The 17,275-nt window shown below is 63.8% G+C and carries 14 protein-coding genes; 6 read left to right on the top strand and 8 right to left on the bottom strand.

All coding sequences use genetic code 11. From position 1 onward, the window contains the following. Positions 1-133 precede the first annotated feature (133 nt). Positions 134-3,157: a hypothetical protein gene (locus tag ACSE4D_RS16040; protein WP_436326273.1), complete on the top strand. Its 3,024-nt coding sequence runs from the start codon at positions 134-136 to the stop codon at positions 3,155-3,157. A 349-nt stretch (positions 3,158-3,506) separates the two neighbouring features. On the opposite strand, the gene ACSE4D_RS16035 is transcribed toward ACSE4D_RS16040, so the two are convergent. Both ACSE4D_RS16035 and ACSE4D_RS16030 read right to left on the bottom strand, forming a co-directional pair. Continuing rightward, positions 3,507-4,706: an acetyl-CoA C-acyltransferase gene (locus ACSE4D_RS16035; RefSeq protein ID WP_135542009.1), complete on the bottom strand. Its 1,200-nt coding sequence runs from the start codon at positions 4,704-4,706 to the stop codon at positions 3,507-3,509. 128 nt (positions 4,707-4,834) lie between these two features. After that, positions 4,835-5,578 carry an SDR family oxidoreductase gene (locus tag ACSE4D_RS16030; RefSeq protein ID WP_135542011.1) on the bottom strand — a complete coding sequence of 248 codons (744 nt, stop codon included), beginning with the start codon at positions 5,576-5,578 and terminating at the stop codon, positions 4,835-4,837. A 449-nt stretch (positions 5,579-6,027) separates the two neighbouring features. On the opposite strand from ACSE4D_RS16030, the gene ACSE4D_RS16025 reads away from it, so the two are divergent. The 5 genes from ACSE4D_RS16025 (at position 6,028) to ACSE4D_RS16005 (ending at position 10,770) form a co-directional block, all read left to right on the top strand. Next, positions 6,028-7,239 carry an ABC transporter substrate-binding protein gene (locus ACSE4D_RS16025; RefSeq protein WP_135542013.1) on the top strand — a complete coding sequence of 404 codons (1,212 nt, stop codon included), beginning with the start codon at positions 6,028-6,030 and terminating at the stop codon, positions 7,237-7,239. Positions 7,240-7,326: 87 nt separating this feature from the next. Then, a complete protein-coding gene (locus tag ACSE4D_RS16020; protein ID WP_135542015.1) occupies positions 7,327-8,193 on the top strand; it encodes a branched-chain amino acid ABC transporter permease in 867 nt (288 codons plus the stop codon). Further along, complete coding sequence (locus tag ACSE4D_RS16015) at positions 8,190-9,281, top strand: branched-chain amino acid ABC transporter permease (protein ID WP_135542017.1); 1,092 nt, start codon at positions 8,190-8,192, stop codon at positions 9,279-9,281. Before ACSE4D_RS16020 ends, ACSE4D_RS16015 begins: the two co-directional genes overlap by 4 nt. Beyond that, positions 9,278-10,066, top strand: coding sequence for an ABC transporter ATP-binding protein (locus ACSE4D_RS16010; protein WP_135542019.1), 789 nt, complete (start codon positions 9,278-9,280; stop codon positions 10,064-10,066). The genes ACSE4D_RS16015 and ACSE4D_RS16010 overlap by 4 nt, the downstream gene beginning before the upstream one ends. Further along, complete coding sequence (locus tag ACSE4D_RS16005; RefSeq protein WP_135542021.1) at positions 10,066-10,770, top strand: ABC transporter ATP-binding protein; 705 nt, start codon at positions 10,066-10,068, stop codon at positions 10,768-10,770. Before ACSE4D_RS16010 ends, ACSE4D_RS16005 begins: the two co-directional genes overlap by 1 nt. A gap of 107 nt (positions 10,771-10,877) precedes the next feature. Here ACSE4D_RS16005 and ACSE4D_RS16000 read toward each other — a convergent pair whose 3' ends face one another. From ACSE4D_RS16000 to ACSE4D_RS15975, 6 genes are read right to left on the bottom strand one after another with little or no spacing between them, the layout of a single operon-like run. After that, a complete protein-coding gene (locus ACSE4D_RS16000; protein WP_135542023.1) occupies positions 10,878-11,504 on the bottom strand; it encodes an L-threonylcarbamoyladenylate synthase in 627 nt (208 codons plus the stop codon). A gap of 16 nt (positions 11,505-11,520) precedes the next feature. Beyond that, the gene (locus ACSE4D_RS15995; protein WP_436326272.1) at positions 11,521-13,014 is read right to left on the bottom strand and encodes an AI-2E family transporter; all 1,494 of its coding nucleotides are present in this window, start codon (positions 13,012-13,014) and stop codon (positions 11,521-11,523) included. Continuing rightward, the gene (gene der / locus ACSE4D_RS15990) at positions 13,015-14,526 is read right to left on the bottom strand and encodes a ribosome biogenesis GTPase Der (RefSeq protein WP_436326271.1); all 1,512 of its coding nucleotides are present in this window, start codon (positions 14,524-14,526) and stop codon (positions 13,015-13,017) included. Continuing rightward, a complete protein-coding gene (gene cmk, locus ACSE4D_RS15985; RefSeq protein WP_436326270.1) occupies positions 14,523-15,182 on the bottom strand; it encodes a (d)CMP kinase in 660 nt (219 codons plus the stop codon). Before cmk ends, der begins: the two co-directional genes overlap by 4 nt. Further along, positions 15,179-16,417 carry a prephenate dehydrogenase gene (locus ACSE4D_RS15980; protein ID WP_436326269.1) on the bottom strand — a complete coding sequence of 413 codons (1,239 nt, stop codon included), beginning with the start codon at positions 16,415-16,417 and terminating at the stop codon, positions 15,179-15,181. Before ACSE4D_RS15980 ends, cmk begins: the two co-directional genes overlap by 4 nt. After that, complete coding sequence (locus tag ACSE4D_RS15975; RefSeq protein ID WP_135542029.1) at positions 16,414-17,274, bottom strand: pseudouridine synthase; 861 nt, start codon at positions 17,272-17,274, stop codon at positions 16,414-16,416. The genes ACSE4D_RS15980 and ACSE4D_RS15975 overlap by 4 nt, the downstream gene beginning before the upstream one ends. Position 17,275: the final 1 nt, after the last annotated feature.

Here is a 17,275-nt window from a genome sequence, read left to right as displayed (position 1 = left end):
ACGGACTGTTTGTGACTGGCTGTTCTATTTGTAATCAGATAGTAATATTCATCTCTATCTCCTGATCGTATAATTGAGGTAGGGACTTTCCCGACGCTCGACTTCCACAGAGACGTGGAGAGAGGCAGCACCGATGAAGACCATCGGCAACAACGACAGCTCGACATCGATCCTGCCTGCTGCTCCCCCTGCCGACGCGGACGCTCAACTCCTGGCTGAGCACCGCCGGACGCATGGTCGTCGGCTCGAGATCGCCGAAGACAGCGACCTCATTGACTTGCTCCGTGCCTACACCGAAAGCAGTCTCGCTCAGTTCAATTCCCTCATCGCCACCAGCCGAGCGGTCGTCCAAGACGTGGCCTATGTCCTCGGCCTCAAGGCAGGAAAGCCTGACTCTGTCTACGAGTTCGCCCCTTTCACGGAGACCGTCACACGCCACTGCGGTGCCGTGCCCGGGACATCCGCTGGCTGCGCGGAAAGCGCCGCGGAGGATGCTCACGGCAACAGGGCCCTTGCAGGCGGTGGCTCCCCGACCGGCGAGGAGGCGAGCGCACCAGCCGTCGAGGAGTCTTCGTCTCCATCAGCGTCCCCATCGGTTGCGGCGGAACGCTCCCGTGCGTCGGCGCCTTCCGCCGACGCCGGCCGGCGCTCGTTCACGGGTCAGCTCACGGCCGCTGAGACTCTCGCCTGGACGACGGCATTGGCTCAGGTCGAAGCGGAGACCGGCACGAAGTTCGGCACAGGACGAGGACGGAAGAAGAACCGCGCCGCGGGCCGGCACCTGCGTCGTGTGCGCATGTTGGCTCAACAGCTGCTCGACAGCCCCGAACCCCTGCCCGACTTCCCCGGCTTCGACCCGAAGCTCACGTTCTTCACGTGGCTGCGCGGCAACATCGAGATGACGGAGGCCGGCGTGTACTCCAGCCTGCTCGGAGCCACGACGAGCAATTCGCTTCGCCATATGACCTCGGCGATGACATTTGCGCACGGACTGCCGAAGTTCCTGCGCCGCTGCCTCGACGGCGATTTCACCATCGAACACGTCGACTGTGTGACCCGCGCGTGCCGCGATCTCCATTTCGAGCATTTCCCCGCGATCGACAACTTTCTGGCCAGGCGGCGCGCCGATATCACGATCGAGACGTTCAAGCGTTCACTCGCACTCAAGATTGCGGCAACCCAGCCGCCCGACGACACCCTCGAAAGCGTCGCCCTGCGCCGTCGCGTCGACTATTCCGCCGGTGACGACGGAACCGCCTACCTCACCCTGACCGGGCCCGCGCCCGAACTCCAGGCCTGCTACCGGAGACTGGATGCATTCGCGCGTGCCGTCTATAAGAGCAACACGAGTGCCTTCTCCGGCCAGCTGAAGGACGGAGACTGCTTCGATGAGGACCGATCGATCTCGGCGCTCATGTTCGACATCCTCACCCGGACGAGACCGCAGATGAAGCTGCGCATCATCAGCACCAACGGGGTTGACGGCAAGTCGACGAATACGGACTTCCCACTCGACGGGCTCCTCTCCGGGATCGACGGCGTCCCTCTGCGTGAGGGCGAGTCTCTGCTCGACCTCATCGAGCGCGTCTTCGATGACATGGACGCCAACGGATACTCCCACCAGACACAGGCGGAGTCCGCCAGAGCCCAGGATGACCCCGTCGCGAGTCGGCCAGAGACCGCCGACCTTTCACAGATCACCCCAGCCCATCGTGCCTTTGAGTCACAGCTCCTCGAAGCCATTCTCAGCAGCCGCACCACCCCGAGCGACAGCACCGGCCCAGCGGCCAACAATCCCGTCGGAGAGGAACTGACCGGCGCTCTCGCTTCCCTCATCGGATCACGCGCCAGCGGGGCACGACCCGCTGGCGAAGACACAGGCGAAGCAGTCGTCGGTTCTCCCGACGCGTTCGGACTGCCGATCCGTCACGAAGGAGCCCGTCGAATCAGCTTCGAGTTCCTCCTGGACATGCCGACGAACGAGTACTGGCTGTCGAATCAGGCACGGACCTTCATCACCGTGCCCATGCTGACCCTGCTCAGCCAGCTCCAAGAGCAATGCGACGGAGACCACGTCGATGCTCACGCCGGCGAGGCCGCTGCTCCCCCACCCTCAGGAGCACCACCAACGTCCGAGCCACCGCCCGAGGGCGCACCACCTGTATCCGAGCCACCACCCACCGGCGCACCATCAACATTCGACCCACCGCCGACCGACTCATCACCAACATTCGAGCTACCGCCCTCCGACGCACCATTGACTTCGGACGAGGTGTGCAATCTCGCTGGAACACTGCCGGACGGATCCCCGATCCCTGCCGATATGGCACGCAGGGTCGCCGGGTACTCCACCACCTGGACTCGCCTGCTCACCGACCCGGCGACCGGCACTCCCGTCGACGCGAAGGCGACGACTTACGCAATCCCCAACAGCATTCGAAGAACACTGGTCGCACAGTTCGTGACCTGCACGTTCCCCGGATGCACTCGGCCCGCCGAGACAACAGAGATCGACCACATCGACCCCTTCAACCACTCTGATCCGAGTCAGGGAGGACTCACCCGGTTCGGGAATCTCCACTGCCTGTGCAAGGTCCACCACCAGCAGAAGACCGACGGAAAGTACGACGTCAGGATGACCGAACCCGGTCATCTGGAATATGTGTTCCGTCGGGGCGCCACCGTTGAAGTCGTCGTTCCAGACAATCCCCTCAACGTTGAGCACGCGCGCCTGTTCCTCGAACGCTTCGGCCGCGGCATGCCCCGAACGAACAAGCCACCCGATCAGGAGAAGCAGCCAGCTCCCGGCGGGAAGTCGCCGTCGTCCAACGAGAAGTCATCGTCAGCGCACGACAAGTCATCGTCGTCGCACGAGAAGCCATTGCCTTCGCCCGATTGCGGTTCTCTGCCGACCCCCGGTGAACGGCGGAGGGCATCGGCTTGCCCCGAGCCGGCTGCCGCCGACGGACAGCCCGGATGGAGAGAAGCCGATCCCCACTCCATTACGAGCTTCCAACCTTCTGCCCCAACCGATCCTGCCGAACGTCGGAGGGGAAGTGAGTCCCCGACCGAACGTAGGGCGGGAAGCGAGTCCGGCGACGAGTCCGCCGTTCTCCGCGACTGGTTCTGGGACTCCGGAGAACCACCGCCGTTCTGATACACGGCCACGAGTCCGTACGACACAAGCCGGTGGCATCTGGATCAATCTCAATCCAGATGCCACCGGCTTGTCAGTCCCTCAAACAGTCGACGCTTCAGACTCTCAGCCCTCCAGCGCGTCAACCTTTCAATACATCAGCGCATCATCGGTGCGGCGGACCGCTGTCACATCAGGAAGTCCGGGCAGCGAACCATCGTCACATCAGCGAGTCCGCGCAGCGAACGGCCATTGCATCAGCACAACAACACCTCGGGCCACCAGCGCACAGGGACTTCACCACTTGGGAGCATCAGCTCCTCAGCGGCCCAAGGTTCGAGCACCTCGGCGGATGAAACGTCGTACGAGATCAGCAGACTTCGAACAGTCCGGCTGCACCCTGGCCGCCGCCGATGCACATCGTGACGACGACGTACTTGGCGCCGCGACGACGTCCCTCGATGAGAGCGTGCCCGACGAGACGGGCACCCGTCATGCCATAGGGGTGACCGACGGAGATGCCGCCGCCATCGACGTTGTACTTCTCCGGGTCGATGCCGAGACGATCGCGGCAATACAGCGCCTGCACAGCGAATGCCTCGTTGAGCTCCCACAGATCGATGTCATCGATAGACAGACCGTGCGTCTTCAGCAGCTTCGGGATCGCGAAGACCGGGCCGATGCCCATTTCGTCCGGCGCGCAACCGGCCACAGCCATACCGCGGTAGATACCCATCGGCTCGAGTCCGCGCCGACTTGCCTCCTCGCTGGACATGACCACCGAGGCTGAAGCACCATCGGAGAGCTGAGAGGCGTTTCCGGCCGTGATACTCGGAACCTTCGATGCCACACCGGGTTCGAGCACCGGATTGAGACCGGCCAGGCTCTCCAGCGTCGTCGAAGGACGATTGCCCTCGTCGGCTGTGAGGAGGACCTCCTGTCGCGAAGTCTCCTTCGTCTCCTTATCGACAACGACTTTCGTCGTCGGCAGAGGCACGATCTCTTCGTCGAAACGGCCGGCTTCCTGACCGGCAGCAGTGCGCTGCTGCGAGGACAGCGAATACTCGTCCTGAGCTTCACGGCTGACGCCGTAGCGCTCAGCAACCACCTCGGCGGTGGCCAGCATCGGGTAGTAGATGCCGGGAACATTCTCTTCGAGCCACGGATCCTTCGCCCTGAACATGTTCATCTTGTCGTTCTGGACCAACGACACCGATTCCACGCCACCGCCCACGACGATCTCCTGACCATCGAAGAGCACCTGCTTCGCAGCAGTGGCGATGCCCATCAGACCCGACGAGCACTGCCGATCGATCGACATCCCCGGGACCGTCACGGGCAGACCCGCGCGCAACGCTGCCTGGCGGGCCACGTTCGTGCTCTGGCTGCCCTGCTGGAGCGCGGCGCCGAAGACGACGTCCTCGACCTCACCGCCTTCCAGACCTGCCCGCTCAACGGCATGCTTGATCGCATGTCCGGCAAGCTCCTGGGCCTGAGTGTCGTTGAATGCACCGCGGTAGGCCTTGCCGATCGGCGTGCGCGCGGTCGAGACTATGACTGCTTCTCTCATGGATCTAACCTTTCGAAGATGTCGAACATCGCGTCATGAGTTCATGGATGGTGCTGGCCTGCGAGAACTGCTGCCCGCCAGCAGGCACTGACGTGCGGGATCCGCTTCCCGCAAACAGGTGCTCACGGTCAGTCCTTCGGCCCACCGGCAACGTAGATGACCTGACCGGAGACGAATCCGGCGCCTTCTGAGGCGAGGAACGATGCCGTGTGGGCGATGTCCTCGGGCTTGCCGGAGCGCGCAACCGGGATGCCTTCGACAGAGGCCTTGACGAAGTCGTCGAAGTCCATGCCCACGCGCTCGGCCGTGGCCTTCGTCATGTCGGTTTCGATGAAGCCGGGGGCGATGGCATTCGCGGTGACGCCGAACTTGCCGAGCTCGATGGCCCAGGTCTTCGTGATGCCCTGGATTCCGGCCTTCGCGGCCGAGTAGTTCGTCTGCCCGCGGTTGCCCTGCGCCGAAGTCGACGACATCGAGATGATGCGCCCGAACTTCTCTTCGACCATGTACGACTGGACGGCCTTGGCCATGAGGAAAGCTCCGCCGAGGTGGACGGAGAGGACCTTGTTGAACTCCTCATACGACATCTTGAACAGCAGGTTGTCGCGCAGGATCCCGGCGTTGTTGACCAGAACGGTGGGCGCACCGAGGGTGTCAGCGACCTGCTTGACGGCTGCGTTGACCGAGTCCTCGTCGGAGACATCGGCTTCGAGCCCGAGGGCTTCCCCTCCGTCGGCCTTGATTGCTGCGACGGTGTCGTCTGTCGGCCCCATGTCGAGGACGGCGACCTTGAGTCCGTCGGCGCCGAGCCGCTTGGCGATTGCCGCGCCGATGCCGCGTCCGCCTCCGGTGACGATAGCTGTACGAGTCATATTCGTGCTCCTCAGAATAGTGGTCTCAGATATCAATGTCGTATCGCGCGATCACGAGCTGTCACCCTCCGCTGCAGTGCCGATGTGACCGGGGTCTCTTGCGCAACCGCTTTCACTCTAGACCATTTCTCGTCGCTGAACGATTGATTGCTCAAAGTGTGGGCATATCAGCGCGATAGCAGAGCCGCACAGGCGGCGCGAGCGCCCCGGATTCGGCTCCGCACCACGCCTCACCTCGCCTTTTACGGAAACAAGGCGACGAATCTGATTGATTATCGAACGTTCAAAAATCTCGTCGAAAATCATTGACTTCGCCGGATTGTTTTGGGAAGGTTCAAATCAGTCGCTGTCGATCTCATCTCGACGGCGCCTTCCGAGAACCGTCACAGAAGACACCTCGGACACTGTGTGGAGCGTCCTCGCTCCGGGAGCTTTTCAAAGGAGAAAAGATGCACTCTGTCTCGCGAAACCGCAGTCGAAGACTATTGGCCGCCGCAGTCGTGGGCGCATTCGCATTGTCGCTGAGCGCCTGTGGAGGTGGAGGTTCGGGAGAAGGCGACACAGTCGTCATCGGCTACACCGGACCGCTCAGCGGTGGAGGCGCAGCATACGGAGAGAACGTCCAGATCGGCCTCGAAATGGCCATCGACGACCTCAACTCCGACGGAGTCGAAGTCGACGGCAAGCCCGTCACTCTGGAGCTGAAGGCCCTCGACGACAAATACGCACCAGCCACGGCGGCAAGCAATGCCCAGCGCCTGGCCGATCAGGACAAAGCACCGGTCGTCGTCTCCCCCAACGCCGGTGCGATCAAAGCGATCCAGCAGATCAACAGCGGCAGATCGAACTTCCTCATCTCCGCGTACACCTCGGATCCGGCGATCGTGCAATCGGACAATCCATTGACGATGATGATCCCTCCGAACTTCGAGTCCTACGCCGATGAGTTCACCGAAACCGCCATGGAACATGGCGGGAAGAAGCTCACACTGCTGGGAACGCAGAGCGAATACGGTCAGCAGTGGACCGAGTCGATCACCGAATCGTGGAGCGCCGCCGGCGGAGAGATCGGCAAGGACAACAGCATCGACTACGCCACGGTCTCCGACTTCGCCGGACCCGTCTCCAAGGCACTGGCAGAGAAGCCCGATGCGATCTTCGTCGGCGGACCCTCTCAGCCGACCGCTCTGATCATGGAGGAAGCACGCAAGCAGGGCTTCAAGGGCAGCTTCCTCGTCATGGATCAGGCCAAACTCGACGAGATGGCGACCGTGACGAAGCTCGACAATCTCAAGAACTCCGTCGGAGTCCTGCCTGTCGCCGAATACGAAGACCCGGGCACAGAGGACTTCCTCAAGAAGTTCGCCGACAAAGCCGGGGACAAGAAGGTGGCCACCAGCGAAACGGCGCTGAACTACCAAGGCATCGCCATCATCGCCAAGGCGATGGAAGTCTCGGGCAGCACCGACGATCCGGAGAAGATTCGCGAAGCCATCACGGACGCGCTTCCGGAAGTCGACGACCGGTACAAGGTCAACGGGTTCCCTGAGGAGATCACCGACGAAGGGCATCTGGTCAACCCGAACCTCGAGGCGACCTTCCTGGATGACGACGGCAAGTACACGAAGATCCCGATCGAACAGGTCTCGGACAACAAGTAACTTCCGTCTGCGGCACGACAGTGGGTGAGGCGCCACGACGGCGCCTCACCCGAGCCGCCCTCATGCCTGCAGAGGACCAGAATCATCATGACTCTCTTCATCCAACAACTCTTCAACGGCCTCGCACTCGGCGGTGTCTACTGTCTGGCTGCGATCGGTCTGACCCTGGTGTTCGGCGTCCTGCGCATTCCGAACCTGGCGCATGGTTCGCTGTACATGCTCGGCGCCTACATCACGTACTTCTTCCTCACGACCATCGGCGTCCCCTACATCGCGGCGATCGGAATGGCCGCGATCATCCTCTTCGTCCTCGGCGTCGGTCTCGAACGTCTGGTCTTCCACCCGCTTCGGAACTCTCCGCACACTCACCACATGATCGCGGCCGTCGGTGCGATGTTCTTCTTCCAAGCCCTCGCACAAGCGATCTGGGGCGCGGATTTCCGCCGGATGGACACACCGATCACCGGCGAACTGCGAGTCCTCGGCGCCGAGATCTCCGCCCAGCGCATCGTCATCATCATCACTGCGGTGATCGTGTTGGCCCTGCTGGCCTGGTTCATCAAACGCTCCATCCACGGACAGACGATCGAAGCGATCGAACAGGATCGCATCGGCGCCTCCCTGGTCGGAATCAACCCGTCCATGGTGTCGATGCTGACTTTGGGGCTCTCGGCCCTCCTGGCCACGATCGCGGCAGGACTGGTCGCACCGATCAACCTGCTCTCCCCCACGATGGGCGATGCCCTCAACCTCAAGGTCTTCGCCATCATCATCCTCGGCGGGCTCGGGTCCCTGCCCGGTGCGATCCTCGGCGGTTTCGTCCTGGCGATCGCCGAGACGATGACCGCCACCTATGTGTCCTCGGCATTCGGTGACACCGTGGCCTTCATCGTTCTCGTGGCCGTGTTGGCCATCAAACCCAATGGACTCTTCACGAAGGCGGTGCAGCGATGAACGCATTGAAGAACCCGAGAATCATCGGCACATTCGCCCTCGTCGTCCTCATCGCTGCGGCTCCGCTCTTCTTCGCACACGAGAACTACGCCATGCGAGTCATCACCGTCGGAATGTGCGCGGCGATCGCGGTCTACGGACTCAACATCATCCTCGGCTTCACGGGACAGCTGTCCCTGGCGCAGGGCGGCTTCTTCGGAATCGGCGCCTACGGCGTCGGACTGCTCACCACCGACTACGACTGGTCGTTCTGGTCTGCTTTCGCCGTCTCCGTGATCGGCACCGCCGTCATCGGATACCTGTGCGGGCTCATCGCACTGCGCACGAAAGACGAATACTTCGCCATCTTCACCATGGCCATCGGCTTCATCATCTTCCTGGTCATCAGCCGGTGGGAATCTGTCACCCATGCGCACTCGGGAGTCAACAATGTGAAGTTCCCCGAAGGAGGCGGCCTCGTCGACTTCGGTTCGCCGGTGGCAATGTTCTACCTCGTCTTCGTCATCCTGCTCATCTGCGTCTACATCACCTACGCAGTTCGCCGCTCGAGTGTGGGCCGGACCCTGCTCACGATCAGAACCAGCGAAGACCTCGCCGACGCCATCGGAGTGCGAGTCGGCTTCAGCAAGCAGCTGGCCTTCGCCGCCTCCGCGGTCTTCGGCGGCATCGGCGGCGGCCTGTACGCCACCGTCGTCGGCTTCATCGGCCCGGATTCCGCGTCCCTGGACAAGACCTTCGAATTCCTCATGTTCATCCTCGTCGGAGGCATGGGTACGGTCGCAGGACCGCTCTTGGGCAGCATGATCGTGACATTCCTGTTCGAGCTGTTCCAGGACTTCCAGGCCTACCGCTTCATCGTCTTGGGACCGATCATCGTCGCACTCGTGATCTTCGCACCCAGGGGAATCATCGGCTACCTCGGCGGGTTCGTCGACAAACGCAATCGTCGACGGCGAGTTGCCGCCGCCCGCCGAAGCGCGGAAGCCGCTGAGTCAGCGAACCGAGGTGGCCCGTCCGGACACGACGACGCGGCAGATTCCCATGTCACCCGTTCCGGCGGCCCGGCCGCTCCCGAGGAGAAGAAATGACCCTGTTGGAAATACGTGGCCTCGGCAAACGCTTCGGCGGACTCGATGCGGTCAAGGACGTGGACCTGGACGTCGAAGAGGGACGGATCACCGCGGTGATCGGCCCCAACGGTGCCGGCAAATCGACCCTGTTCAACCTCGTTCACGGCTTCTACCGGCCGACGTCCGGCAGCATCCGCTTCAAGGACGAGGACATCACCCACTCCTCGCCGCACAATACGGTGGCCGGAGGAATCGCACGCACCTTTCAGACCACGAACCTGTTCGATGACAGCACCCTGTTGGAAAACGTGCTGGCAGGTCGGATCGTGCGTTCGAAGTCCACCATCTTCGACGCTGTCTTCCACACTCCGCGGCACCGCCGGGAGTCTCGGATCAATGAAGACCGTGCCATGGAGGCTCTCGAGTACTGCGGGGTGGCGGAATACCGGCACGATCTGGCCTCCAATGTTCCGCAAGAGGTGCAGAAGCGCACCGCCGTCGCCATGGCCTTGGCGACCGAACCGGAGCTGATTCTCCTTGATGAGCCCGCCGGCGGCATCCCCGAGGAGGAGACCGCGGACTTCGGCAACCTCATCCGTTCGCTGCCCCAGCGTGGGGTCTCGGTCCTCCTCGTCGAACACAAGATGACGATGATCATGGATCTCGCGGACACGATCCTCGTCCTCGACCACGGGCAGAAGCTCGCCTTCGGCGTGCCTTCCGAGATCCAGTCGAATCCGGACGTCATCCATGCGTATCTCGGTTCGACGCCCCAGGATCCGACGGACCAGAAGGAGAAGTGATGCTCACACTCGACAATGTCAGCACCGGCTACGATGCCACCGACGTCCTCCACGGCGTGAGCATCACCGCGCGGGCGGGCGAACTCACCGTCATCCTCGGCGCGAACGGTTCGGGAAAGACCACGCTGTTCAGAACCATCAGCGGACTCATGCGCGTGCGGACGGGAACGATCGACTACGAGGGCCGGAAACTCCACCGAGCCCGCGCCAACGCCATCGTCAAGTCCGGAATCGCACACTGCCCCGAGGGACGTCATCTGTTCGGGAAGATGTCGGTGGAGAAGAACCTGCGGCTGGGGTCGTACCCGCACAGGAACAGTTCCCGCACCGAGGAGATCTATGCGGAGGTTCTCGACCTGTTCCCGATCCTCAAGGAGAAGGCGAAGCAGCCGGCCGGCTCGCTGTCGGGCGGACAGCAGCAGATGGTGGCGATCGGTCGGGCGCTGATGTCGGATCCGAGCCTGCTGATCCTCGACGAACCGTCAATGGGTCTGGCACCGATCGTCGTCGAACAGGTCCTCGAATCCGTCGCACAGATCAATCGCAACGGCATCGGCGTCCTGCTCAGCGAGCAGAATGCGAAGGCGTCGCTGGCGATCGCCCATCGCGGCTATGTCCTCGCTGAAGGTCGGATCGTGCTCGCCGATGATGCCTCTCGGCTGCTTGACAATCCGGACGTCCAGGCAGCCTATCTGGGTCTCTGACGCGCTCCGAGACGCAGCTGATGCCTCGCCGAGGCGCAACCACCACCTCGGCGAGGCATCATCCGTTCTGATTGTCGGTCGGTTATGCGTGCAGGTGCACGCGTTCGTCATTCCTCGAGGAAGCGGGAGACGTCTCCGGCTCCGACGCGGGCGACCTCGGGGAACCGGCCGGTGAAGTCGATGACCGAGGTCGGCACGACTCCGGGCACGCCGGATTCGATGACGATGTCGACGTCGTTGCCCAGTTGGTCCACGACATCCTCGGCGTGGGTGAGCGGATCCTCATCGCCGGGCAGCAGCAGAGTCGACGACAGGATCGGCTCGCCCATCGCTTCGACGAGAGCCAGCGCGGTGACATTCTGCGGAATCCGCGCCCCGACCGAATGCTTCTTCGGATGCATCATCCGCCGCGGCACTTCCTTCGTCGCCTTCATGATGAAGGTGAACGGCCCCGGCGTCATTGATTTGATCGCCCGGAAATCCGAGTTGTCGACGATGACGAACTGTCCCAGTTGGGCGAAATCATGGCACATGAGCGTGAAGTGGTGCTTCGAGCCCAGCTGCCGGATGCGGGTGATCCGCTCGATGCCGTCCTTGTTGTCCAGGGCGCAGCCCAGCGCGTAGCAGGAGTCCGTGGGGTAGGCGATGAGCCCACCATTTCTCAGGGACTCGGCGGCCTTCTCGATCAGTCGGTCCTGTGGGTTCTCCGGATGGATATTCAGTAGTGTCGCCATACTTCATGCTAACCACTCAGGCTTCGGAGGGCGAGGGGGCCGCGCCCTTTCGCGCCGATCCCGTCACCGGATTTCCCGTCCCCGTGTCCGCGTCGGAGGCCAGGAGGATGTTCACCCACCTCGCCCGCGGGTCCGCGTCGACGAGCAGCGCCTTGAGCAGCAGGGTCGCCGGCAGCGCCAACAAGGCTCCGAGCCACCCGAGGATCCACACCCAGAACAGCAGGGAGAGGAACGACACGAGCGGGGTCACGCCGACGGATTCTCCTGTGAACTTCGGCTGGATGATCGCCTGGATGACGAAGTTGAGCACACTGTAGGCCACGATCACCCACACCGCCGACTGCCAGCCGCTGTCAACGAGCGCGAGCAGAGCCGGCGGGACGAGGCCGATGACGAAGCCGATGTTCGGAATGTAGTTCGTGAGGAACGCGAGCACGCCCCACACCCAGATGAGTGGAACATCAATGATCGCCAAGGCGACGACATCGAGGAAGGCGACGATGAGACCGAAGATCGTGGCGACCACCCAGTAGCGACGGACTCCGCGGGCGAAGTCGCCCAACGAGGCCGACAGGGAGGGTTTGATGTCCAACAGCATCGTCATCCGTTTGTCGATGCCCATCGAATCCATCGCCACGAAGAAGACCGACATGATCACCGTCGTGAGCAGACCCGCGACCGAGGACACGTTCGTCAGCAGCGGGTAGATGGCATCGAGCACGGAGCGCACGTCGAAGGCCTTGAGCTGCTGCTGGATCACCGAGGAGGTCACCCCGATGTCCGAGAGCAGCGCCAGTGCGTTCTGGTACGAGTGGGCGAGTTCGTTGCTGTAGCTGGGGATGAGGATGACGAGCTCGGCCACCGACCACGCTGTGAGCCCGAAGAAGGCGAGGATCATGCACAGCACGAGGACCACAGAAATGGATGCGCCGATCGCGCGCGGCACCTTGAACCGGGTGAGGAGCCGTTGCACGGGGTAGACGACGATGTAGAAGTTGAGGGCGAGGAACACCGGAGCCACGATGTCCTGCAGACCGCGGAAGAACATGAGAGCGTAGGCCAGCCCCGCCATGGTCACCGCGATCATGAGCGCGCGTGCCGGTGGGCGCGAGTGCCAGGGCCGGGGGCCGACGTCGGCGCCCGAGTCGTCGAAGCCAGGGCCCGATTCGTCGACGCCGACTCCCGAGCCGTCGAGGTGGGCGCCCAAGTCGTCGACACCTGCGTTTGATTCGTCGATGCCGGCAGCCGAATCCTCGATCACCGAGGCGGCGCGACCGGAGTCGTCCCCCGTCGTTTCCGAGTCGGCAGCCGAAGCGGCGTCCGTGGCCTGTTCAGACTGCGACTCCGCGGACGGAGCGGACGGGCCAGTCGGAGCGGACGGGCCAGTCGGAGCGGACGGGCCAGGTGGAGCGGATGGGCCGGGCTCAGCAGGGCGTGCCGAGGAACCGGCCGCACCGGCTGCCGCATCGTCGTGTGCGGTCGAATCCTCGGACCGCTCGCCCTCGTTCACTCAGCGTCTCCGCCGCTTCTCGCGGATGCGCATTGACACCTCGATCGGGGTGCCCTTGAACCCGAAGGTCTCACGCAGACGGCGAATGATGAATCGACGGTAGCCGGGGTCGAGGAATCCGGTGGTGAAGAGCACGAACTTCGGCGGACGCGACTGCGCCTGAGTGCCGAAGAGGATGCGCGGCTGCTTGCCGCCGCGCACGGGATGCGGGTTCGCAGCGACGAGCTCACCGAGGAAGGCATTGAGCCGCCCCGTCGGAATGCGGGTGTCCCAGCCCTCGAGTGCTGCCTCCATCGCGGGGACGAGCTTCTCCGCATGCCGACCGGTCTTCGCGGAGATGTTCACCCGCGGAGCCCACGCCACATGCCCGAGGTCCCGTTCGATCTCCCGTTCGAGGTAGTAGCGGCGTTCGTCATCGAGCAGATCCCACTTGTTGAACGCGAGCACCACGGCACGCCCGGCTTCGACTGCGGTGGTCACGATGCGCACGTCCTGCTCGCTCAGAGGCTCCTGAACCTCGAGGAGGACGAGGGCCACCTCGGCGCGTTCCAGCGCGGTCTGCGTCCGCAGCGCAGCATAGAAGTCAGCGCCGCTGGCCTGATGGGCACGACGACGGATGCCGGCGGTGTCGACGAAACGCCACTGCTTCCCGCCGAGCTCGATGAGCTCATCGACGGGGTCACGCGTGGTGCCGGCGACATTGTCCACGAGCACACGATCGGTGCCGATGAGCTGGTTGAGCAGGGAGGACTTGCCGACGTTCGGACGCCCGACGAGCGCGATGCGACGCGGTCCGCCCTCTTCGATACGGGCGTCGACGGCCGAGACCTCGGGCAGAATCGTCAGAACCTCGTCGAGCAGGTCAGCGACTCCGCGACCGTGCAGAGCCGATACCGTCCACGGCTGGCCCAGGCCCAGGCCCCACAGTTCGGCGGCCATCAGTTCGCCGCGCTCGTCATCGACCTTGTTCGCGGCGAGGATGACAGGCTTCTTCTTCCGCCGCAGCATCTTCACGATCATCTCATCGGTCGAGGTCGGACCGGTCGTCGCATCGACGACGAGCACAACGGCATCGGCCATGTCCACGGCGATCTCGGACTGCACTGCAATCCGCGAGGCCATGCCCTTCGAGTCCTGGTCCCAACCGCCGGTGTCGACGAGGGTGAATTCCTTCGTGTTCCACTCCGCGCGGTAGCTCACCCGGTCACGGGTGACTCCGGGAACGTCTTCGACGACGGCTTCGCGGCGACCGAGGATGCGGTTGACCAGCGTCGACTTGCCGACATTGGGTCGGCCGACGACGGCGAGCACGGGAGCGGCACCGAGGGCCTCCTCTTCCTCGTCCTCGAAACCGTAGGCGTGCAGCAGCGCTCGGTCTTCGTCTTCGAGCTCGTAGCTTTCGAGTCCGGCTTCGAGCGCGGTCGCCCGCTGCTCGGCTTCCTCGTCGCTGATGCTCTCGACGCGGTCGACGAGGTCCTCGTCGGGTGTCTCGTGGAATTCGGGTTCGCTCATTGTGAGTCCTTCACCAGCTGCAGCACCGTCTCGACCACCTGGTCGAAATCGATGTCGCTGGTATCGAGTGTATACACTCCGTCGGCGGCTTCGAGGAAGCTCGTCGTGGCGGAGTCCTTCGCGTCACGGCCTGTGACGAGATCCTGGGTGGCGGCGACCGCCTCGGCGTCGGCGTTTCCGTGGACTTCCTTCGCCCGGCGGGCCACGCGGACCTCATCGCGAGCGGTCATGAGGATGCGCACCTCGGCGTCGGTGGCGACGACGGTGGTGATGTCGCGGCCTTCGACGACGATGCCCTCGGGGGCGGCGGCGATGTACGCCCGCTGCATGTCGATGAGCTCCTCACGTGCGTCGATGACGCCGGAGACGGTCTGCACATTCGCGGACACGTCCTCACCGCGGATGTCCTCGGTGACGTCGATGTCGTCGACGGAGACGAAGAAATCGTCGGGGCTCAGCGAGATCTCCAGATCGGCGCCTCGCACCTGTTCGAGCACGTCGACGGGGTCGGTGACTCCACGGTTGAGGCACAGCCACGCCATCGCCCGGTACATCGCACCGGTGTCGAGGTACTGGTAGCCCAGCCTGCGCGCCACCTCCTTGGCGGTGCTCGACTTCCCCACTCCGGACGGTCCGTCAATGGCTATGACGCTCATGCAGTTCCTTCTTTCTCGATGGCGGATTCGGGGATCTGCCATCCCTTCGACAGCAATCCGATCTCCAGCTCCTGCTGGATGGCCGGGACCACGGACACGTCGACCATGCCGAGTTTCCGACCGGAGGCGTGATCCATCCGGAAGTCTTCGACGTTGACGCCGAGGTCGCCGATGTCCTTGAACAGCCGGGCCAGGGTTCCGGGCGTGTCCGGAACCAGGATCGTGACAACAGCATAGGTGGTCGGCGGCTGCCCGTGCTTGCCGGGAATCCGGTCGTGTCCCTCATTGCCCAGCGCGATCGCCTTCGCAAGCTGTCCGGTCGCCCCGGGACCGAGTTCGAGAGCGCCGATGACTTCGTCGAGCTCGGTCCGCAGGTCGACGAGCACGGACCGGACTTCCTCGGCGTTGCCGGTCAGTATCTGCGTCCACAGGCCCGGATCCGATGCGGCGATGCGCGTGACATCGCGCAGGCCCTGCCCCGCCAGCGCGATCTCCTCGAGCGGTGCGTGCCGCAGCTGGGAGGCGACGAGGGAGGAGACGATCTGCGGCACATGCGAGACCTTCGCGACCGCGGCATCGTGGATGCGCGGGTCGAGGTGGAGCACAGAGGCGCCCGTGTCCTCGGCCATGGCGATGACCTCGCCGAGGCGGGAGCCCGGTGTGTCCTCGTCCGAGCAGATCACCCAGGGCCGGGCCGTGAAGAGGTCCGACTGTGCGGCGATCGCCCCGGACTTCTCCCGCCCGGCCATCGGATGGCATCCGATGTACCGGTCGAGCTGAGCGGCTGTGACCAGGGTCTTCACCGACTCGAGGAGGCGGGTCTTGACGCTGGCAACATCAGTGACAGTCGCGTTCGGGTAGCTCTGCAGCGCAGTGGCGATGACGCGGGCGGCGACGTCGGGTGGGGTCGCCACGACGACGATGTCCGGGGGTATGGGAGCCGAAGTCGTGACCGTGGAAGCCGAAGCCGCTGCCGTGGGTGCAGACGAGCCGGCCGCCTGGGCGCTCGGCTCGGTGCCGGAGTCGGCAGTGCGGTCGGTGCCGGAGTCGGTCTTGGCATCGGTGCTCGGGTCGGCGCTGGCAGCGTCGTCGAGGAGACGTCCGGCACCGAGGTCCGCAGCGAGCTGCTGAGCCGTCGGCGAGGTGTCTTCGAGGGTCACCTGATGGCCCTTTGCGCTCAGCGCCAAGCCCAGGCTGGCACCGAGCAGGCCGGTGCCGATGATGTGGACTCTCACAATCCGACGGCCTCGAAGAGGGAGCCGACCTCATCGGAGCGCAGCGGACGGATCTTGCCCTGCTTCTGCTCGTCGAGGACGACCGGTCCGAAGCGCAGACGCACGAGTCGTTCCACGGGGTGGCCGATCTCTTCGAGCAGGCGGCGCACGATCCGATTGCGGCCGGAGTGGAGGGTGAGTTCGACGACGGACTTGCCGGGGGTCGAATCGACGAGTTTGAAGTCGTCGACCTTGACAAAGCCGTCTTCGAGGTCGATTCCGGCCTTGAGGATGGCGCCGGCGTCCTTGGCCAGCTGGCCCTTGACCTTCGCCAGGTAGGTCTTCGGAACCTCGTAGCGCGGATGGGCCAGACGGTTGCTCAGCTCTCCGTCGTTGGTGAGCAGGATGAGACCTTCGGTCTCGGTGTCGAGACGACCGACGTGGAAGAGCCGTTCGGTGTTGTTGCGCACGTAGTCGGCCAGGCAGGGGCGACCTTCGGGGTCGCTCATCGTCGATACGACGCCGGCCGGCTTGTTGAGCACGAGGTAGACCTTCTTGGTCTGTGTCGAAATTCTCACTGTGTCCACGTACACGGACTGCGTTTGGGGGTCGATCCGGGTGCCCAGCTCGGTCACGATCTGCCCATCGACTTCAACGCGTCCGTCGACGATGAGCTGCTCGCAGGCCCGACGTGAGCCCAGGCCCGCCTCGGCGAGCACCTTCTGCAGCCTCACACCGTCGCTGACATGGGCATCCGATGTCTGGCCGGTGCCGGAACCGCCCTTGTTCGAGGACTTCGCGGCGGTCGATGCACGCTGTTTTCGGCTCGGTCGGTTCTGGCGCCCGCCAGGGGCGCGTGGATCACGGTAGGGACTCATA

The organism is Brevibacterium sp. FAM 27836, assembly GCF_051351055.1.
Taxonomy (GTDB): domain Bacteria; phylum Actinomycetota; class Actinomycetes; order Actinomycetales; family Brevibacteriaceae; genus Brevibacterium.
Note: the sequence above shows the minus strand (reverse complement) of the source record. Positions and strands in the feature narration are given on the sequence as shown.